The following is an 18,885-nucleotide window of genomic DNA, read 5'->3' as shown; positions in this document are numbered from 1 at the left end:
TTTTAAGCTTAAAGTATTTTGGCGCGCGAACAAGGCTGGCGGGACACGACGATGGCGACCGAGCAGGCGACGAATATTCCCGCGGCGCTCGGCCGGCCGCCCCTCGACCTCACTGCCGCCTTCTCGCATTTCCGCCGAAACTGGCCGGACGAGCTGCATTTCGCCGCTCACAGCCACCATTTCTGGCCCGACGTCACCCGCGAGGCGCATTTGCGCTGCTGGGACGATGCCGCCCGCCTCGTCGACGGCAAGTGGGAGGAGGTTCTTGGCCCGGTCTGGCGGAAGGTGGCGCAGGGCGTGGCGAAACGCCTCCACCTGCCAGGCATCGAAGGGCTCGTTCCCGCCAACAACACCCATGAATTCGTCAACCGGCTGCTCTCCTGCCTGCCGCGCGAGCGCAGGCCGCGCATCCTGACGAGCGACGCCGAGTTCCATTCATTCCGCCGGCAGATCGAGCGGCTGGCGGAGGAGGGGCTGATCGAGCTCACCGTCGTGCCGGCCGAGCCCTTCGCCGGCCTGACGGAGCGGCTCGTCGCAGCGGCGAGGGCTGGCAATCCCGACATGGTCTTCGTCAGCCAGGTGCAGTTCAACTCCGGCTATGCGCTGACCGATCTGGAAGGGCTGGTCGCCGGGGTCGGCGCGCCGGACCGTCTCGTCGTCATCGACGGCTATCACGGCTTCCTGGCGCGGCCGACCGATCTCTCGGCCATCGCCGACAAGGCCTTCTACATCGCCGGCGGCTACAAATACGCCATGGCGGGCGAGGGAGCCTGCTTCATGCATTGTCCGCCCGGCTTCGCGACGCGGCCGCGCGACACGGGCTGGTATGCCTCGTTCGGCGCTCTCTCCGGGCCGCAGGGCGGCGTCGGCTATGCCGAGAACGGCTGGCGCTTCATGGGCGCCACCTTCGATCCCTCGGGGCTCTATCGCATGGGTGCGGTGTTCGACTGGCTCGACGCGGAAGGGCTCGACGCTGCGGCGATCCATGCCCATGCGCACGCCCTGCAGGCGATCGTGGTCGAGGGACTGGAGCGCCGGCCCTGCGGCGTGCTCGCGCCCGAGAACCTCGTCCTGCCGCTTTCCGAGCCGGCGCGCGGCAATTTCCTGACCTTCCGCCATGGCGATGCGCCGCTCTGGCACGAGCGGCTGGCGCGGGCCGGCATCACCGTCGACCTGCGCGGCGACCGGCTGCGCCTCGGCTTCGGGCTCTATCAGAACGCTGATGATGCGCGGCTTCTGCTGGAGCGGCTTGCGACGCTGGCCTGAGGCTGCGCGCTCAGCGCCGCGAGGTATCGACGCTGACGACGACGGACATGCCGGGCGTGAGCTGCTCCGCCAGGGGCTGGCCCGGATCGACGGCGATGCGGACCGGCACGCGCTGAGCGATCTTGATGAAGTTGCCGGTGGCGTTGTCGGCCCGGATGATGCTGAACTCGGAGCCTGCCGCCGGCGAGAAGCGCTCGATCCTGCCGGTCAGCCTGGCATGACGCAGCGCATCGACGGTGAAGCTCACCGGCTGGCCGACGCGCATGCCCGGAAGCTGCGTCTCCTTGAAATTGGCGATGACCCAGATCTGCGCGGGCACGAGCGACATGAGCTGCGTGCCGGCCGAAACATATTGGCCGAGCCGGGCGGAGACCTCGCCGAGGCGCCCGTCCTGCGGGGCGGTGACACGGGTGTTCTGCAGGTCGATCTCGGCGAGATGGACGGCTGCTTCGGCGCCCTGGACCGCCGCCTCCAATGATTGGCGGTTGACGATCGCGGTCTGGATGTCCTGCCGGGCGACGTCGACGGCGGCGTTTGTGGCGGCGATCGCGGCGCGGGCCTGGTCGAGGGCCTGCTGGCTCTGGTCGGTGCTGGTCTGGCTGACGACGCCGCGCTCGCGCAGCGGCTCGATGCGGCCCCAGTTGGCCTCGGCGGTGCGCAGCGCGGCCTCGGCGCTCGCGACATTCGCCTCGCTGGCGCGCAGCCGTGCCTCGGCGGCGGCGCGGGACTGCTCGGAATTGGCGAGTGCGGCGCGCTGGGCGGCGAGGCTGGCGCGGGCCTGCTCCAGCTTCTGCGCAAAGATGCGGTCGTCGATGCGCAGCAGCAGGTCGCCCTGCTTCACTGTCGCGAAATCCTGCACCGGCACCTCTGCGACATAGCCGGCGAGCTGCGGCGCGATGATCGTGACCTGACCGCGCACATAGGCGTTCTCGGTGGTCTCGATGGCGCTGGCGAAAGGCGGCAGCCGCCATGCGTAGAGGATCACGGCGAGGCCGGCGAGGCCGATGGCCAGGGCGATATAGGTCGAGACGGAGCGGAAGACGCGGGTCATGGTCGATACGTTGGGTCAGCCGGCTGCCGGGGCAGGGGCGGTGGTGAAGCGCGCCCTGAAGCGCAGGACGGCAAGGTGGAGGAGGAGGCCGGCCAAGGCCAGGCCGGCGATCAGCGAGATCAGCAGGAAGGCATCGTTATAGGCGAGCACGGTCGCCTCCCGCGTCGCCTGCTGTGCGAGCAGCGTCACGCCTTCGGCCCGTGTCAGCGTCGTGTCGGTCAGGACATGGCCGTAGGAGCCGCCGAGCTGGCTGATGCGCTGGGCGACAAGCGGGTCAGACATCGCGAAACGCTCGGCCAGCACATGGTAGTGGAAGCTGGTGCGCAGGGTGATGAAGCTGCCGAAGATCGCCGAGCCGAGCAGGCCGCCGATGCTCTGCGTGAACAGGAAGACGGTGATGAAGCTGAGGATGTAGATCGGCCCGCGCGCGATCGCCCCGCCGAGCCCCTGTGCCATCGCCGCCGGCAGGAACAGCGCGGAGCCATAGGCGACCAGCGCCTGGCTGAGATAGATGTCGTGCGGCCGGGTCTGGCTGGTGGCGCCGCTATCAAGCCAGGCGCCGAGCGCGACACAGGCCAGCGCCGTGCCATAAAACCAGTTCTCGCGGCCGGGGCGCAGCAGCAGCGCGCAAGTCAGCCCTCCCGCCAGGATCGTGCAGAGGATCACGCCGTAGAGCGACAGGGTCTGCTCGTTCTGGATGCCGAGCGCCTGGAAGAAGTTGGAGGCGCCGACCGTCTGCTCCGCCAGGACGACGCGCAGCAGAAGCAAGGCACCGGCGAAATGCAGCGTCGCCGGGCTGGTGAGCCAGCGGATGTCGATGAGCGGGCTTTCGCGGTGCAGTTCGATGATCGCGGCCAGCATCAGGCAGACGACCGCACAGGCGAGGAGCCAGCCAAGCCAGGGCGCCTCGAACCACCAGTAGATCCGGCCGAGGCTGAGCGCGACGGCGATCGAGCCGAAGCCGATCGCGATGAACAGATAGCTGACGAGATCGAGCGGGCCGATCCACTTCACCCGCGGCGGCGAGGTCAGCGGCAGCGCGTAGACGAAGCCGAAGGCGACCATGGCGAGCCCTGCCTCGAACAGTGTCAGGCCATGGAAGCCGCCGATATCGAGGAGCCAGGGCGAGATCAGCCGCGTCACCGGGATGCCGAGCGTGGTGTTGGTCAGCGCCAGCGAGATTCCGACGGTGAGCTTCTTCTGCGGGGGCAGGGGCTCGATCATGTAGAAGAAGGCGAGCGAGGACATCGGCGCCGCCGCCATGCCGCTCATGAAGCGAACCATCACCGCCGATTGCAGATCGTGGACGAAGAAGAAGTTGAGCAGCGCGGCGAGGACGAAGCCGGCGAGGCTGATCTCCGCGAAATTGCGCAGGCCGTACTGCATGCGGATCTTGATCAGCGCGATCGAGAGCGAGACGTTCGGCGCCATATAGGCGGCGATCAGCCAGTTGGTCTCGGCGATGGTGGCGCCGAGCTCGCCCTGGATCTGGTAGACGTTCGTGTTGACGATGTTCTGGCCGATCTGCTGCGTCATCGCCAGCGTCACCGAAGCGAGCATGTAGGCGAGGGCGCGGGCGGGCGGCATGGTGAGCCCGGCCGGAGGCGCGGCGGTGGGAGCGGTCGTGGTTTCGGTCGCGCTCATGGGGCGGCGCTCCGCCCGGCGACGATGTTGCGCGAGGTACGGCGCAGGACGTCGAGCGCGGTCTCCAGCTCTGCCGGCGTGATGCCTTGCAGGATGCCGGCGCGCAGTTCGGCGAGGAAATTCAGAATGTCCTGCGCCTGGGCACGAGCGGTCTCGGTCAGAAAGACGCGGCGCGCGCGCCGGTCGCCCTCGACGGCTCGGCGCTCGATCATGCCGTTGCGCTCGAGACCGTCGAGGAGACGGACCAGCGTCGGCTGTTCGATGTCGAGCAAGTCGGCGAGATCGGACTGAATCGGGCCGTCCTCGCGGGCGAGCTCCATCAGCAGGCGGGCGCGGGCGAGAGTCAGCCCCATGCCGCGGGCACGCTCGTCGACGAGCGCCCTCAGCTTCCGGTTGACGGAAGCGAGCTCGGCAGTGAAGGCGGCCTGAAGCTGTGCGTGATCCATAGGGCGAACATAAGTAGCATGCTAATGATTGGCATACTTATATCTGACTAAGACGCATATCAACCGACAAATCTGATCTTTGATATGCTTTATTGGAATGTCTTGGGCTTGATGCGTCGGCGAGCGTGTCATCCCGGACGGAGCGAAGCGGAGATCCGGGATCCAGGCCTGAACCTCGACCGGAAGCGCTCCGGCGTGGATTCCTGGTCAAGCCCGGGATGACGGCGCGTCTCCGTGCGACGCCGGCAGATTCCGGGGACCATTCCAGGCAACAAAAAAACGCGGCCCCGAAGGACCGCGTTCCAATCTTTTCGCGCTGAGGCTGCGGCTTACTTGCCGGCGGCCTTCTGGCCCTTGGCGGGCTTGGCATCGACGCGCTCGGCGATACGGGCCGACTTGCCGCGGCGATCGCGCAGGTAATAGAGCTTGGCGCGGCGCACCTTGCCCTTGCGGATGACCTTGATCGAATCGAGGTTCGGCGAGAACAGGGGGAAGACGCGCTCGACGCCCTCGCCATAGGAAATCTTGCGGACGGTGAAGCTCTGGTTGAGGCCGCCGCCGTTGCGGGCGATCACGACGCCTTCATAGGCCTGGACGCGGCTGCGCTCGCCTTCCTTGACCTTGACGTTGACCTGCACGGTGTCGCCGGGCTGGAACTGCGGGATCTCGCGGCCCTCGCTCAGCTTGGCAATCTGCTCCTGGTCGAGCTGTTCGATGATGTTCATGGGTCTCTCCATGGCCGTGTTCGCGTGTGGACACGCGGGCGTTACGGCGCGCTGTTTTCAGTTGAGTGCGGGGCCATACAGGACGCCCGCGCGTTTGTCGAGCGGCAATGCCGGCAAAGCGCGCCGGCGAGGAACCGCTTGTTGGCGACAATGGCGATATGCATAGCCTTGCCGGAACCGAGATACCAGCGGGACGACAGGCCATGACCGAGACGACCACGAAGACCGCCCTCGTCACCGGCGCCGCGCGCGGCATCGGGCTTGCCACCGCCAAGCGCTTCCTGACCGAAGGCTGGCAGGTCGGGCTGCTCGACATCGACGGGGCCGGTCTGGAGCGAGCGGCGGCGGAGATCGCCCAGCCGGAGCGGACGCTGGTGCTGCCTTGCGACGTGGCCGTGCCCGCGCAGCTCGAAGCGGCCTTCGCCGGGCTGACCAAGCGTTTCGGGCGGCTCGACGCGCTCGTCAACAATGCGGGAACCGCGGTGTTCAAGCCGCTGCTGGAAACGACCTATGAGGAGTGGCAGCGGGTGCTCGCGGTCAACCTGACCGGCCCGTTCCTGGCGACGCAACTGGCCGCGCCGCTGATGGCCGACCATGGCGGCGGCGCCATCGTCAACATCACCTCGATCTCCGGCCTGCGCGCCTCGACCCTGCGCGTCGCCTACGGCACCTCGAAGGCGGGGCTGGCGCATCTGACCAAGCAGCAGGCGGCGGAGCTCGCGGGGCTCGGCATCCGGGTCAACGCAGTCGCGCCGGGGCCCGTCGAGACAGCGATGGCCAAGGCAGTGCACAGCGCCGAGATCCGCGCCGACTATCGCGACGCCATTCCGCTCGCCCGCTACGGGCGGGAGGAGGAATTGGCCGAGTCGATCTTCTTCCTGTGCTCGGACAAGGCGAGCTACATCACCGGGCAGGTGCTGGCCGTCGATGGCGGCTTCGACGCGGTCGGCATCGGTCTCGCCACGCTGCGCGGCGAGCGACGGAACCTGTAGGCGAGGTCGGTTGTGTCTTCATCCGGCGGTCTTCGTGTTGCCGCACAGGCGGGGCTGACCAAAAAAAGGAAATGAGGCCAAGATGTCTGCCGAAAAGGTCAAAGGCCCTGCCTCGTATTTCCCCTCCATCGAGAAGACCTACGGCCAGTCGATCGATCATTGGCTTTCGATCATCGATGGGATGAAGGAGAAGAAGCATTCCGAGATGGTCGCGGTGCTCAAGGCGGAGCACACGATGGGGCACGGCCATGCCAATGCGCTGGTGGCCCATTATCGCGCCGGCAATCCGGACTGACGGACTGTGGCCTCGGTGGATCGGTCCAGTTTCCCGCCTATTCGGTCCTGAACAGTTTGCCGTTCGGCGGCGTGCGCAGGAGCCGCTGTCGCGGCGCGGCAGGCCATTGCCCCGCATCATCCCCAAAGCGGCGCGCGGGCGATGCGCTTGTAACCGTTACAGCATCGACAGGTCGGGGAGGCGTGCGAAGTTGCCGATCCAAGCCTTTGCGCGGGAGAGGACGATGCGGTTAAGCTGGTTTGGTGGCGCGATGCTGGCCCTGCACGGGCTTGCGGTTCAAGCTCAGACAGTCCCTGCGGACGAGCTGGCGCGCCGCAGCGTCGAACGGCGTGCGACAGAGGCCATGATCTGGGCCATGCCTGCGGTCAATACCGATCTGATGCTTCAGGAGGCTCTCAGCAAGACCAAGGCGAAGCCCAACGATATCGTCTTCTGGTCGCAGCCGGTGAACTGGAAGAACCAGACGCTGACGCCGAACCCGGATTCGATCTACTTCATGTCGTTCTGGAACGTGAAGGACGGCCCGGTCGTCATCCAGATTCCTCCGGCAAAGGGTGGATCGATCGCCGGCAACATCGTCACCATCTGGCAGATGCCGCTCGAGGATGCCGGGCCGGAAGGAGCGGACAGGGGCAAAGGCGGCAAGTACCTGATCACGCCGCCGGGCTACAAGGGCAGGGTTCCGGCAGGCTATTTCCATCTGCCGTCCGACAGCTATAGCGGCTTTGCACTGCTGCGCGCCAATTTGCCGAGCCACAGCGCGGCGGACATCGCGAAATCGGTCGCCTATGGCAAGCAGGTCAGAATCTACCCGCTGTCGCGCGCCGCGAGCCCGCCGGCGACGAATTTCGTCGACGCCTATGACGTGATGTTCGACTCGACGATCAAGTACGACGCCAGCTTCTATCGTAACCTCGACCGCGTCGTGCAGAACGAACCCTGGCTGCAGCGCGACCGGGCGATGATCGACCAGCTCAAGACGCTCGGCATCGAGAAGGGCAAGCCCTTCACCCCAGATGCGAAGACGCAGGACGCTCTCGAGGCGGGCGCCAGGGAAGCCCGCGCGCTGCTCTCGCAGCGCTACGAGGCCGGGTTCCCCGTCATCAACCAGGGTATCCGCTGGTTTCCAGCCGCGATGCCAGAGGTCATCAAGGCGGTCCAGAACGGCTACGCCGATATCGACCTCTATCCCGTCGATGCGCGCGGCGTGACCTATACGCTCGGCTTCACCGGCATCAAGCGGATCGGTACCGCGCAGTTCTACCTGATGGCAAACAAGGACAAGGACGGCAACCCGTTCGACGGCGGCGCCAGCTACAGGCTGACCGTGCCGCCCAACGCGCCGGTGAAGCAATACTGGTCGGCGACGGTCTACGACCGGGAAACCCACGCCCTCGTCAAGAACATGAACCGGGCCAGCCTCGCCTCGATCAGCCCCGGGGTGCAGAAGAATCCGGATGGTTCGGTCGACGTGTTCTTCGGTCCGCAGGCGCCGGCCGGCAAGGAAGCGAATTGGGTGCCGACCGACCCGAACCGCAAGTTCGAATTGCTGTTCCGGCTTTACGGACCGGAGAAGCCGCTCTTCGACAAGAGTTGGAAACTACCAGATGCCGAGCGCCTGTCGCGGCCGTGAGGCCGCGCATGGCTCCCCGTCGTCTCCTCCGCATCGTCGCAGCGCAGCAGACAATTCCCTTGCACCGACCGCGGAACGGCGCGAACCTTCCTGCACGATAGCCTCTCGACGGCCGCCCGACCTGCTCGGGCCGGTGCGACCGCCGCCCGACCGGCGTCTCGGCCTCGCTTTCCCGCCGCGCCGGCCTCCAGCCGCGCCGGAACGGGCTCCAGTCCCTCCACGCGGCCCAACCCGCAGGAGGACGTCATGGCAGCACAGAACGGCAAGGGAGACGAAGCCCGCGGCACCCGACGCGCGGGGCCGCGATGCATCGCGATCGTCGGCCCCTTTCAGAGCGGCAAGACCACCTTGCTCGAAAGCATCCTGATGCGGTGCGGCGCGCTCTCGCGCACGGGCTCCGTCAAGGGCGGCAATACGGTCGGCGATGCCGCGCCCGAGGCCCGCGCCCACCAGATGAGCACGGAGCCCAGCGTCGCGACGGCCGATTTCCTCGGCGACATCTTCCATTTCATCGATTGTCCCGGCTCGGTCGAGTTCCTGCACGAGATGCGGCATGTCCTGCCGGTGGTCGATGCCGCCGTCGTGGTCTGCGAGGCGGATGACCGCAAGGCGCCGGCGCTGGAACTCGTGCTGCGCGAGCTCGAGGAGGCCGACATTCCGCGCTTTCTCTTCCTCAACAAGATCGACACGGCCTCACGCCGGGTGCGCGAGACGCTCGGCATCCTGCAGCGGGCGTCGCGCACCCCGCTCCTGCTGCGCCAGATTCCGATCTGGCAGAAGGGCATCGCCGTCGGCTTCATCGATCTCGCTCTGGAGCGGGCCTTCATCTATCGCGAGCATGCGCCCAGCGAGGTCGTGCCGCTGGCTATCGACGAGAGCGACCGCGAGAAGGAAGCCCGTTTCTCCATGCTCGAGCGGCTCGCCGATTACGACGACGAACTGATGGAGGAACTGCTCGGCGACATGGAGCCGCCGCGCGACCGCATCTTCGACGATCTCGCCCGCGAGCTGCAGCATCGCCATGTCGTGCCGGTGCTGATCGGCGCGGCGGAACGCGGCAATGGCGTGACGCGGCTGCTCAAGGCGCTCCGCCACGAGGCGCCGGGCCTGGCCGAGACGCGTGGGCGGACCGGTATCCTGCCCGAGGGACCGCCGCTCGCCCAGGTGATGAAGACCTGGCATTCGAGCCAGGGCGGCAAGCTCTCGCTGGCGCGGGTCATGCGCGGGCGCCTGGCGGAGGGCGACGTCGTGACCTCGTCTGCCGGGGTCGAGGCCCGCATCGCCGGCGTCCTGGCGCTGAAGGGCGCGGAGCAGAGCCGCAAGCCCGCAGCCGAGGAGGGCGAGGTCGCGGCCTTCGCCAAGCTGGAGGGGATCGAGACCGGCGATTCCTTCATGCTCGGCAAGCAGCGTGCAAGCGTCGTCAGCGCGATCGCGCCGCCCGAGGCGGTCCATGCCGTCGCGATCGCGGTGAAGGAGCGCAAGGACGATGTCCGGCTTGCGGCCGCCCTGCAGCGATTGACCGAGGAGGATGCGGCGCTTTCGGTCACCCAAGTGCCGGAGCTCGGCGAGACCCGCCTGTCCGGCCAGGGCGAGATGCATCTGCGTGTCGCGCTGGAGAAGCTCGCGGGCCGCTATGGCGTGGCGGTGGCGAGCCGGCCGCCGCAGGTCGGCTATCGCGAAACCATCCGCGGCCAGGCCGGCGCACGGGGCCGGCACCGCAAGCAGAGCGGCGGCCACGGCCAGTATGGCGATGTCGTGATCGAGGTCGCGCCGTTGCCGCGCGGGGAGGGCATTCGCTTCGTCGACAAGATCGCGGGTGGCGTGGTGCCGCGCCAGTATATCGGTTCGGTCGAGGCCGGCATGCGGGATTTCTGCGACAAGGGGCCGCTCGGCTTCCCGGTCGTCGATCTCGCGGTCACGCTGACCGACGGCTCCTACCACACCGTCGATTCCTCCGACATGGCCTTCCGGCAGGCGGCGCGGCTGGCGATGAACGAGGCGATGCCGCAGGCGAGGCCCGTTCTGCTCGAGCCGATCCTGTCCGTCGACGTGGTCATCCCCTCGGAGGCGATGTCGCGCGCCTCCGCGCTGATCTCCGCCCGGCGCGGGCAGATCCTGGGCTATGACACGCGGCCCGGCTGGCGCGGCTGGGACCAGATCAGGGCGCTGGTTCCGGAGGCCGAGATGATGGGGCTGATCGTCGAATTGCGCTCGGCCACCTCCGGTGTCGGCTCCTTCAGCGCTCGCTTCGATCATCTGGCCGAGCTTGCGGGCAAACCCGCGGAGGCGGTCGTCTCGGCCCACGCTCTGGCCGTGGCCCAGGGGCGCTGAGGCGCGCATCCGTTGCGAGAAAGCCGAACCGGAAGCCGTGCGGCTTCCGGTTTTGCTTGCTTTCGCCTCTTTCGAACAGTTTATATATGAACATTGCGGGGCGGATAGCCGGCGCTTGCGCCTTCGCCCGCCGTTCCGCACTCTATGACGATGACAAGGCTCGGAGCCGGCCACAGGCCGGTAACCGGGTGAGAGGGAGGGACGATGAACGCGATCGGCGCCACGCAGGCCAAGACTGATTCACGCCCGTGGCTTGCGCATTATCCGCCGGCGGTGCCGCCGGAGCTGGACGAAGCCAAGATCGGGACGCTGGCCGACCTGATCCGCTCCGCCTGCACGCGCTATGGCAGCCGGCCGGCCTTCGAGAGCTTCGGCAAGACCATCACCTTCGCCGAGACGCAGGCCGCGGCCGAGGCGTTCGCGGGATGGCTGCAGGCGCAGGGGCTGAAGAAGGGCGACCGCGTCGCGTTGATGATGCCGAACATCCTGGCCTATCCGGCGGCGATCTTCGGCACGCTGCTCGGCGGCTTCACCGTGGTCAACGTCAACCCGCTCTACACGGCGCGCGAGCTGACCCATCAGGTCAACGACGCCGGCGCGCGGGTGCTCGTGGTGATCGAGAACTTCGCCCATGTCGTCGAGGAGGCGAAGCCGAACCTGAAGATCGACTCCGTCGTCATCGCCACGGCGGGCGATCTGATGGGCTTCAAGGGCAAGATCGTCAATTTCGTCGCGCGGCGGATCAAGAAGGTGGTCAAGCCGTTCAACCTGCCCGAAGCGATTCCTCTCCAGCGGATCCTCCACGGCGGTGCGGCGATGACGCCCGTGGCCGTCGCGCCGGAGGATGTCGCGTTCCTGCAGTATACGGGCGGCACGACCGGCGTCGCCAAAGGCGCGACGCTGACGCATCGCAATGTCGCGGCCAATGTCCAGCAGGCCGGCCTGTGGCTGGAGTGGATGCTGGAGCCGCCGCTCGGCCGCAGCGACTATCAGCACGTCATGGTGACGGCGCTGCCGCTCTACCACATCTTCGCGCTGACCTGTTGCTGCATGTTCCTGCTGCGGATCGGCGCCAAGAGCCTGCTGATCGCCAATCCCCGCGACATTCCCGGCTTCATCAAGACGCTGAAGGCGAGCCGCTTCACGCTCTTCTCCGGGGTCAACACGCTCTACAACGCGCTCGCCAACCATCCGGAGATCAAGGACGTCGATTTCACCGAGATGCGCTTCGCCGTCGCCGGCGGCATGGCGACGCAGGCGGCGGTCGCCAAGCACTGGAAGGCCGTGACGGGGCGGCCGATCATCGAGGGCTACGGGCTCTCGGAGACCTCGCCGGTCGCGACGATCAACCGACCCGACATCCAGGAGTTCAGCGGCACCATCGGCTATCCGATCCCCTCGACGGAGATCGCCATCCGCGATGCCGAGGGCAGCGACATGCCGCTGGGCGAGGCCGGCGAGATCTGCATCCGCGGGCCGCAGGTGATGGCGGGTTACTGGAACCGTCCGGACGAGACCGCCAAGGCGATGACGGCTGACGGCTATTTCCGCAGCGGCGACATCGGCGTGATGCTGCCGGACGGTCAGGTCAAGGTCGTCGACCGGATGAAGGACATGGTCCTGGTCTCCGGCTTCAACGTCTATCCGAACGAGGTCGAGGACGTGCTCGCCGCGCATCCGGGCGTGCTGGAATCGGCGGTGATCGGCCTGCCCGACGAGCATTCGGGCGAGGCGGTGACGGCTTTCGTCGTGCGCAAGGACCAGACCCTGACGGCGGATGAGCTGCGCGCCTACTGCAAGGAGAATCTGACCGGCTACAAGGTGCCCAAGCAGATCTTCTTCCGGGAGACCCTGCCGAAGACCAATGTCGGCAAGGTGCTGCGGCGGGCGCTCCGCGAAGAGGTCGTCGCCAAGCGCTGAGAGGCTGTCACGCGCGAGGCGGTCGACAGCCGGGGGAACAATGTGTCTTCTGTGCCGGCTGCCGCGGGGCTGAATCGCCGCCGCGGGTCCGTCACGGAGAAGATCGCCGTTTGCCTCGTCGTCTCGTCGAACTACCGCTGCTGCGCCGGCTGAAGCCCGGGCTCCATGTCTACGAGGAAGAGGCCCTGAACGCCGAGCCGGGGCTCGCGCTGCTCGACGTGTCGATCACGCCGATCGATTCCTTCTTCATCCGCAACAACGGCGAATTGCCGGAGATCGGCGACGAGCGCGGCTGGACGCTGACGATCGACGGTGAGGTCGAGAGACCGACCGTCTGGACCGTCGCGGGGCTGCGCCAGCGCTTCGAGGAGGTCACTGTCACCGCCGTCCTCGAATGCGCCGGCAATGGCCGTTCGCAGTTCTCGCCGGCAACGGACGGGCTGCAATGGCGGCTCGGCGCCGTCGGCTGCGCGCGCTGGACCGGCGTGCGGCTGGCGGATGTGCTCGAACATGCGGGGCCGAAGCCGAGCGCCGTCTATACCGCGCATCATGCGCCCGACCGGCAGATCGGGAAGCCGGAGAAAGCTGCGCTCTCGCGCGGTCTGCCGATGGCCAAGGCGCTGGCCCCGGAGACGCTGATCGCCTTCGCGATGAATGGCGAGCCGCTGCCCCGCCTGCATGGCGGCCCGCTGCGGATCGTGGCGCCGGGCTATCCCGGCTCGGCCTGGCAGAAATGGCTCGACCGGGTCAGCCTGCGCCCCATCGAGCATGACGGCGAGAAGATGCGCGGGACGGATTACCGGCTTCCGATCCAGCCGATGCGCCCGGGCGATGCGCTCGAACCGGCGAATTTCTCGGTGATCACCGATATGCCGGTGAAATCGCTGATCACGACGCCAGCCGATGGCTTCAGTGTCAAATCCGGCGAGCGCTTGGCGGTCGGCGGCTTTGCCTGGAGCGGCGCCATTCCGCTCGCTTCGGTCGAGCTCTCCAGCGACGGCGGCGAGAGCTGGCAGGAGGTTCCATTGCAACCGGGCGAGGGGAGCTTTGCCTGGCGGCGCTTCGAGACGGAGATTTCCGCCGAGCGGGCCGGCCCGTTCGTGATCATGGCGCGGGCGCACGACGTTGCCGGCAACAGCCAGCCGCTGGACATCGCCTGGAATCCGCGCGGTTACTGCAATAATCAGGTGCAGCGCGTGCGCGGCTCCGCGGTCGCTTGAAGATTTGAACCTTTTTCGGCGCTGCCGCGTCTAATGTCCGGGCCCGCCGCTTCGGCAAGGCTCCGCCGCCCCGGTCTCTCCTCCTCCCTCCCATCGGCGACCGGGGCGGCTACTCCCTTTCGCCAAAATCATAGCGCGCTGATCTTGTACGGAACCACGCCGTCATCCCGGGCTTGACCCGGGATCCATGCCGGAGCGCTTCCGTTGAAGGTTCAGGCATGGATCCCGGATCTCCGCTTCGCTGCGTCCGGGATGACATGCGTTTCAATCAAGACGCTATGCCGCGAGAAGGGCCTTCCCATCGGCCGCGTGGCCGGTCACCGCCACGATCTCGCCAGCCGCGATGTCGCGATCGAAACGGACCAGGGTGAAATCCTCAGCCCGACCAGTGTTGCCGCGCTCGGTCAGGACGCTGAGCGGCCGTCCGACGCGCTCGGCGAGGTGTCGCTCGTGCGCGGCGCCCGCCGCCATTCGCAGTCGTGCCGCCCGCTCGGCAACCACCGAGCCGGGCAATTGCGGCATGCGTGCCGCCGGCGTTCCGGGGCGGGCGGAATAAGGGAAGACATGGACGAAGCTCAGCCCGCATTCCTCGACCAGCGCGACGGAGCGGGCGAACATCGCCTCGTCCTCGGTCGGGAAGCCGGCGATGAGGTCAGCACCGAAGACGATATCGGGGCGCAGGGCGCGGATATCGGCGCAGAAGCGGACGGCATCTTCGCGGCTGTGGCGGCGCTTCATGCGCTTGAGGATGAGATCGTCGCCGGCCTGCAGCGATAGATGCAGATGCGGCATCAGCCGCGCTTCGGTCGCGAGCAGATCGCGCAATGTGTCGTCGACCTCGACCGCATCGATCGAGGAGAGGCGCAGGCGCGGCAGTTCGGGCAATGCACGCAGAATAGCCTGTGCCAGCAGGCCCAGCGTCGGCATATCCGGCAGGTCGCGGCCATAGCTGGTGAGGTCGACGCCGGTCAGCACGATCTCTTGCGCCCCTGCCTCGACCAGCCGACGGCACTGGGCGATCACGTCGCTCCCTGGCAGCGAGCGCGAATTCCCACGGCCGAAGGGGATGACGCAGAAGGTGCAGCGGTGGTCGCAGCCGTTCTGGACCTGGACGAAGCCGCGCGTGTGGCCGGCGAAGCGGCCCGTCACCGGCGCCCGCAGCGTCGTGCGCGCCATGATGTCGCCGACGTCGAGCTTGTCCTCGGCCCGGGCATCGGCGCTTCCGAGGCTGTTCGAGCGGGCAAGCGCGGCCCAGCTTTCCGGGCGCAGCTTCTCGTCATTGCCGAGAACCCGATCCGCTTCCGGCATCGCCGCGAAGCGTGTGGGCTCGATCTGGGCGGCGCAGCCGGTGACGATGACCGGGCGGTCGGGTTGCTCGCGCTTGAGACGGCGAACGGCCTGCCGCGCCTGCCGCGTCGCCTCGGCGGTCACGGCGCAGGAGTTGACGATGGCGGCGTGCTTCAGCCCGGCGGCTTCCGCCTGGAGCTTAAGCGCCTCGCTCTCGACGATGTTGAGGCGGCAGCCGAAGGTGACGACCTCCAGCGGCATCAGGCCGCGCTCGCGAACAGCGCCGGGTCGAGCGTGCCTTCCCATTCGAACTCGACCGGGCCGGTCATCAGCACATGGCCGTCGCTCTCGCGCCATTCGATGGTGAGGTCGCCGCCGGGCAGGCTGACCGTGGCCTTGCGGGCGGAAAGCTCGCGCCTGACGGCCGCCACCAGCGCCGCGCAGGCGCCCGAGCCGCAGGCCTGCGTGATGCCGGCGCCGCGCTCCCAGACGCGCAGCACGATGTGATCGGGCGCCTTCACCGCCGCGAGTTCGATATTGGCGCGGTCGGGGAAGATCGGGTGGTTCTCGAGCAGCGGGCCGATCTGTTCGAGATTGTAGGCGTAGGGGTCCTCGACGAAGAAGACGGCGTGGGGGTTGCCCATGTTGACGGCGCAGGGGGTGTGCAGGATGGGATGGTCGATCGGGCCGATCTGCAATTCGAAGCGGCTGGTGTCCTCGAACGGCTCGGCCAGCGGGATTTCGTCCCAGGCCAGGCGTGGCGCGCCCATGTCGACGGTGAAGAGGGTCTCGCCGTCGCGGATCGTGGGCAGCAGGCCGGCCTTTGTCTGTAGGGCAAGGCGGCTCTTCGCGGGATCGCCCATCTCGGGATCGGTGATCATCGCCCAGGCGACGCAGCGGGTGCCATTGCCACAGGCGCCGGCCTCGGAACCGTCGGTGTTGTAGATGCGCACGAAGGCGTCGGTGCCGGGCGTCACGGCATCGTGCAGCACCATCAGCTGGTCGAAGCGGGCGCGGGGCTCGGAGGCGATGGCGCGGGCCTCGGCCTCGCTGACGCGATGCCTGGTGCCGCGCAGGTCGAGCACCGTGATCTGGTTGCCGAGCCCGTTCATTTTCAGGAACCGGCGATGAGCCAGAGCGTTCATTTGGTCACACGTCCCATGAATACGGGGTCTATGGCCGAGGCGACGTGAAAAAGCCACCCTCATCCCCGTTCCTGCGAGAAGGTGGACATTCTATGCTGCGCTGCAAGGGCGCGAATCGCGTGAAACTCAGGGCCGTGACAATGCGTGATTCTCGGCGGTATTCCCGGATTTGTGTTCTGGCGTTCGCCGGCATGGCGAGCGTATCCAGCAATATGGCTTTGGCGCAGGGGCGCGTGGCCCCGCCGAGCCCCGTCGAGTCGGCGCCGCTCGCGCCGCCACCCGGCGCTGCCCCCGCGCAGGCTCCTTCGCCTGCACAAGTGCCTTCGGCTCCGGCTCAGACGCCGCCGACTGCTGTCCCCGAGGCGCAGCCCGGTCCGCAGCCGGTACAACCTGCTCCTTCGCTTCCCGGTCCGGTGACGCCCCAACCTGTCCAGCCGGCCCCATCGATGCCGCTAGAGCCGCAGCCGGTGCAGCCGCCGCCGACCCTGCCTGCGCCGGGCCAGCCGCTTCCGCCGGCTCCGTCGCAGCAGCAGACCGGTGTGCCCGATCCCAATGCGACGTTGGCCGGCAAGGGCTCCGACAGCAGCGATGTCGCCGAGGTTACTCTTGCGCCCAAGCCTGTCCTGACGATGTCGGGCCAGGCGACCTGGGACCAGGGGTTCCAGAAGCTGGCGGACAGCTTCAGGGCCCTGCGCGCCGAGGCCCAGAGAAGCGGGCTGGCGGTCGCCGGGCGCCCGCTCACGCTCTTCGTCGAGACGACCGATGACGGCTTCCGCTTCGATGCGATGCTGCCGGTCGCGATTCCCGCCGGTGGACAGGCGCCCTCGCTCAGCCCCGATTTCAGAATGGGGACGTCACCGGCAGGGCGCGCGTTCCGCTTCCTGCATCAGGCGCCCTATGACGACATCGACTCGACCTACGAGACGATCACCGCCTATCTCGAAGCGAAGAGCATTGTCGTGAAGGATTCCTTCCTCGAGGAATATGTCAGCGAGCTCAACGATCCCGGCGATCCGAACCTCGAAATCAACGTCTACGTGCAGCCGAAATAGGGCTGAGTTTCCGGCGCGGTCATTCCGGGGCGCGCCGAAGGCGTGAGCCCGGAACCCAGAACCGAAGCCGTCCATCGGAAGGGCCCTTGCGACCGAGGACTGTTGCGGAAAGCGCATCGTTTCCGGGTTCCGGGCTCATCGCTGCGCGATGCCCCGGAATGACGGCGCGGCGCCTACCCTATCCAGCTCAGCCCCGGCCGCATCGGCCTGAAGCGTTCTTCCGGCAGCCCGGCCTCAGCCAGCGCGGCCTTCAGCGCCGCGGGCGGGCGCTCCACGCCCTCGTCGGTGAGCTGGAACGTGCCCCAGTGATGGCCGATCGCCTGCTCGGCGCGTAGCGCCAGCATCACCTTCACGGCCTCGTCCGGGTTCATGTGGTTGTCGGACATGAACCAGCGGGGCTCGTAGGCCCCGATCGGCAGCACGGCGAGGCGGAACGGCCCGTGCTCGCGGCCAAGCCGCTCATAGAGCGAACCGTCGTGATAGCCGGTATCGCCGATGTGGAAGATCTTCGTGCCCGCAGCTTCGATAATGTAGGAGCACCACAACGCCATACGCCGGTCGAAGGCGCCGCGCGCCGACCAGTGGTAGCTCGGCACCAGCGTGACCGCGACGGTATCGGAGAGCTGCAGCCGCTCGTTCCAGTCATGCGCCTCGGTGCGTGCATCCGGGATGCGGGCCCTGACGATCGAGTCGTTACCGAGCGGCATGATCAGGCGCGGCCGATCGCGCTGGTGGAGGCGTGCCAGCGTCTCGATATCGAGATGGTCGTAGTGGTTGTGGGTGATGAGGACGGCGTCGATCGCCGGCAGGTCGTCGAAGGCGACGCCGGGCGCATTCACCCGCTTCGGCCCGATGAAGGAGAAGGGGCTGGCGCGCTCGGAATAGACCGGGTCGATCAGCAGGTTGAGGCCACCGACCTGATAGAGGAACGAGGCGTGGCCGAGATGGACGATGCGGGCGCCGTCGACGCGGGCCGGCGGCTTGTCCTGCGGTGGGGTGCCATAGGCTAGCGGGAAGGCCTCGCGCTCGCGCTTGCCGGTCTGCCAGCGCAGCACGTCGAGCAGACCCTTGCTGACGGTGCGCCCGTCGCTGAAGAGGACACCGTCGAAATGGTCGCTGACGGGGCCTTGATAATAAGGATTGCGGGAGCGGGAGATCGCCGCCCAGGCCGCGCCGGTCGAGGCCAGCAGGGCACCCAGGCCGAGGAATGAGAGAAGCTTGCGACGGTTCATGGCCAAGGAGAAGTAGGACGCCGCGACGCAGCGTCAAGCCTCCTGCGATTTGATCGCCAAGGCGTGAAGCCAGCGCGCGGCCATGCCGTCATAGCCCGAACCCATGTCTTCCTCGATCCGCAGAGATTGCCAGCGAGGCTTCTCGCCGAAGGCCAGCTGCAACTCGTCGGTCGAGAGATAGTTGAAATAGCGCCCGAGACCGTCCCGCCCCTCTGCCTCTCCCGCCTTGAAGCTGGCATAGAGGATTCCGCCCGGCCGCAAGGCGTCATGGATGCGGTCTATGATGCCGGGCAGGGCCGGGCGCGGCGCATGCAGAAGGCAGGCATGCGCCCAGATGCCGTCATAGGCCTCGACCTCGTCCAACTGCTCGAAAAGCAGCACACCGACCGGGCGGCCGAGCCGCTGCTCGGCCTGTTGTGCCAGCTCCGGCGAACCATCGGTCGGAAACAGGTCGAAGCCGCGCGCCAGCATCGCCTCGCTGTCCTGGCCGCCGCCGCAGCCGAGCTCGAGGATGCGGGCGCCGGGGCGTAGCGTCCTGGCGAAAAGATCGATCCGTCGGTGCTCCGGCTCGCGCTTGCGCGCGGCGTAGGCTTCCGCCTCGGCGGCGTAGAAGCCGAGCGTCGACAGGTCTTTCGCCGTCATGGTC

General features: G+C 67.5%; 16 protein-coding genes. 8 read left to right on the top strand and 8 right to left on the bottom strand.

Annotated features, from left to right (window positions below; all coding sequences use genetic code 11):
* Nucleotides 1-51: 51 nt before the first annotated feature.
* Nucleotides 52-1,266 (top strand): aminotransferase class V-fold PLP-dependent enzyme, encoded by a 1,215-nt coding sequence (locus AC2FAN_RS23355; protein ID WP_485176530.1) that lies wholly within the window; start codon nucleotides 52-54, stop codon nucleotides 1,264-1,266.
* A 10-nt stretch (nucleotides 1,267-1,276) separates the two neighbouring features.
* Here AC2FAN_RS23355 and AC2FAN_RS23350 read toward each other — a convergent pair whose 3' ends face one another.
* From AC2FAN_RS23350 to rplS, 4 genes are all read right to left on the bottom strand, one after another.
* Nucleotides 1,277-2,317 (bottom strand): HlyD family secretion protein, encoded by a 1,041-nt coding sequence (locus AC2FAN_RS23350; RefSeq protein WP_485176529.1) that lies wholly within the window; start codon nucleotides 2,315-2,317, stop codon nucleotides 1,277-1,279.
* 15 nt (nucleotides 2,318-2,332) lie between these two features.
* A complete protein-coding gene (locus AC2FAN_RS23345) occupies nucleotides 2,333-3,961 on the bottom strand; it encodes an efflux MFS transporter permease (protein WP_485176528.1) in 1,629 nt (542 codons plus the stop codon).
* A complete protein-coding gene (locus AC2FAN_RS23340; RefSeq protein ID WP_485176527.1) occupies nucleotides 3,958-4,407 on the bottom strand; it encodes a MarR family winged helix-turn-helix transcriptional regulator in 450 nt (149 codons plus the stop codon). Before AC2FAN_RS23340 ends, AC2FAN_RS23345 begins: the two co-directional genes overlap by 4 nt.
* Before the next feature lie 329 nt (nucleotides 4,408-4,736).
* The gene (rplS, locus tag AC2FAN_RS23335; RefSeq protein ID WP_265054298.1) at nucleotides 4,737-5,132 is read right to left on the bottom strand and encodes a 50S ribosomal protein L19; all 396 of its coding nucleotides are present in this window, start codon (nucleotides 5,130-5,132) and stop codon (nucleotides 4,737-4,739) included.
* Nucleotides 5,133-5,335: 203 nt separating this feature from the next.
* On the opposite strand from rplS, the gene AC2FAN_RS23330 reads away from it, so the two are divergent.
* The 6 genes from AC2FAN_RS23330 (at nucleotide 5,336) to AC2FAN_RS23305 (ending at nucleotide 13,523) form a co-directional block, all read left to right on the top strand.
* Complete coding sequence (locus tag AC2FAN_RS23330; RefSeq protein ID WP_485176526.1) at nucleotides 5,336-6,124, top strand: SDR family NAD(P)-dependent oxidoreductase; 789 nt, start codon at nucleotides 5,336-5,338, stop codon at nucleotides 6,122-6,124.
* Nucleotides 6,125-6,206: 82 nt separating this feature from the next.
* Nucleotides 6,207-6,419, top strand: a complete 213-nt coding sequence (locus AC2FAN_RS23325) for a DUF4287 domain-containing protein (protein WP_265054296.1) — start codon at nucleotides 6,207-6,209, stop codon at nucleotides 6,417-6,419.
* A gap of 223 nt (nucleotides 6,420-6,642) precedes the next feature.
* Nucleotides 6,643-8,052 carry a DUF1254 domain-containing protein gene (locus tag AC2FAN_RS23320; protein ID WP_485176525.1) on the top strand — a complete coding sequence of 470 codons (1,410 nt, stop codon included), beginning with the start codon at nucleotides 6,643-6,645 and terminating at the stop codon, nucleotides 8,050-8,052.
* Nucleotides 8,053-8,298: 246 nt separating this feature from the next.
* On the top strand, nucleotides 8,299-10,383 hold the full coding sequence (locus AC2FAN_RS23315) for an elongation factor G (protein ID WP_485176524.1): 2,085 nt from the start codon (nucleotides 8,299-8,301) through the stop codon (nucleotides 10,381-10,383).
* A gap of 204 nt (nucleotides 10,384-10,587) precedes the next feature.
* Nucleotides 10,588-12,303, top strand: coding sequence for an AMP-binding protein (locus tag AC2FAN_RS23310; RefSeq protein WP_485176523.1), 1,716 nt, complete (start codon nucleotides 10,588-10,590; stop codon nucleotides 12,301-12,303).
* Nucleotides 12,304-12,413: 110 nt separating this feature from the next.
* On the top strand, nucleotides 12,414-13,523 hold the full coding sequence (locus tag AC2FAN_RS23305; RefSeq protein ID WP_485176522.1) for a sulfite oxidase: 1,110 nt from the start codon (nucleotides 12,414-12,416) through the stop codon (nucleotides 13,521-13,523).
* Nucleotides 13,524-13,799: 276 nt separating this feature from the next.
* Here the strand turns inward: AC2FAN_RS23305 and mtaB are convergent, their stop codons facing one another.
* Nucleotides 13,800-15,071, bottom strand: a complete 1,272-nt coding sequence (gene mtaB, locus AC2FAN_RS23300) for a tRNA (N(6)-L-threonylcarbamoyladenosine(37)-C(2))-methylthiotransferase MtaB (protein WP_485176521.1) — start codon at nucleotides 15,069-15,071, stop codon at nucleotides 13,800-13,802.
* Nucleotides 15,071-15,955 (bottom strand): diaminopimelate epimerase, encoded by an 885-nt coding sequence (dapF, locus tag AC2FAN_RS23295; protein ID WP_485176519.1) that lies wholly within the window; start codon nucleotides 15,953-15,955, stop codon nucleotides 15,071-15,073. The genes mtaB and dapF overlap by 1 nt, the downstream gene beginning before the upstream one ends.
* A gap of 446 nt (nucleotides 15,956-16,401) precedes the next feature.
* On the opposite strand from dapF, the gene AC2FAN_RS23290 reads away from it, so the two are divergent.
* The gene (locus AC2FAN_RS23290) at nucleotides 16,402-17,007 is read left to right on the top strand and encodes a GyrI-like domain-containing protein (protein ID WP_485176518.1); all 606 of its coding nucleotides are present in this window, start codon (nucleotides 16,402-16,404) and stop codon (nucleotides 17,005-17,007) included.
* A 173-nt stretch (nucleotides 17,008-17,180) separates the two neighbouring features.
* On the opposite strand, the gene AC2FAN_RS23285 is transcribed toward AC2FAN_RS23290, so the two are convergent.
* On the bottom strand, nucleotides 17,181-18,239 hold the full coding sequence (locus tag AC2FAN_RS23285; RefSeq protein WP_265054875.1) for an MBL fold metallo-hydrolase: 1,059 nt from the start codon (nucleotides 18,237-18,239) through the stop codon (nucleotides 17,181-17,183).
* A 33-nt stretch (nucleotides 18,240-18,272) separates the two neighbouring features.
* Nucleotides 18,273-18,881 carry a class I SAM-dependent methyltransferase gene (locus AC2FAN_RS23280; RefSeq protein ID WP_485176517.1) on the bottom strand — a complete coding sequence of 203 codons (609 nt, stop codon included), beginning with the start codon at nucleotides 18,879-18,881 and terminating at the stop codon, nucleotides 18,273-18,275.
* Nucleotides 18,882-18,885: the final 4 nt, after the last annotated feature.

Source organism: Allobosea sp. RIT-PG3_2 (assembly GCF_057321085.1).
Note: the sequence above shows the minus strand (reverse complement) of the source record. Positions and strands in the feature narration are given on the sequence as shown.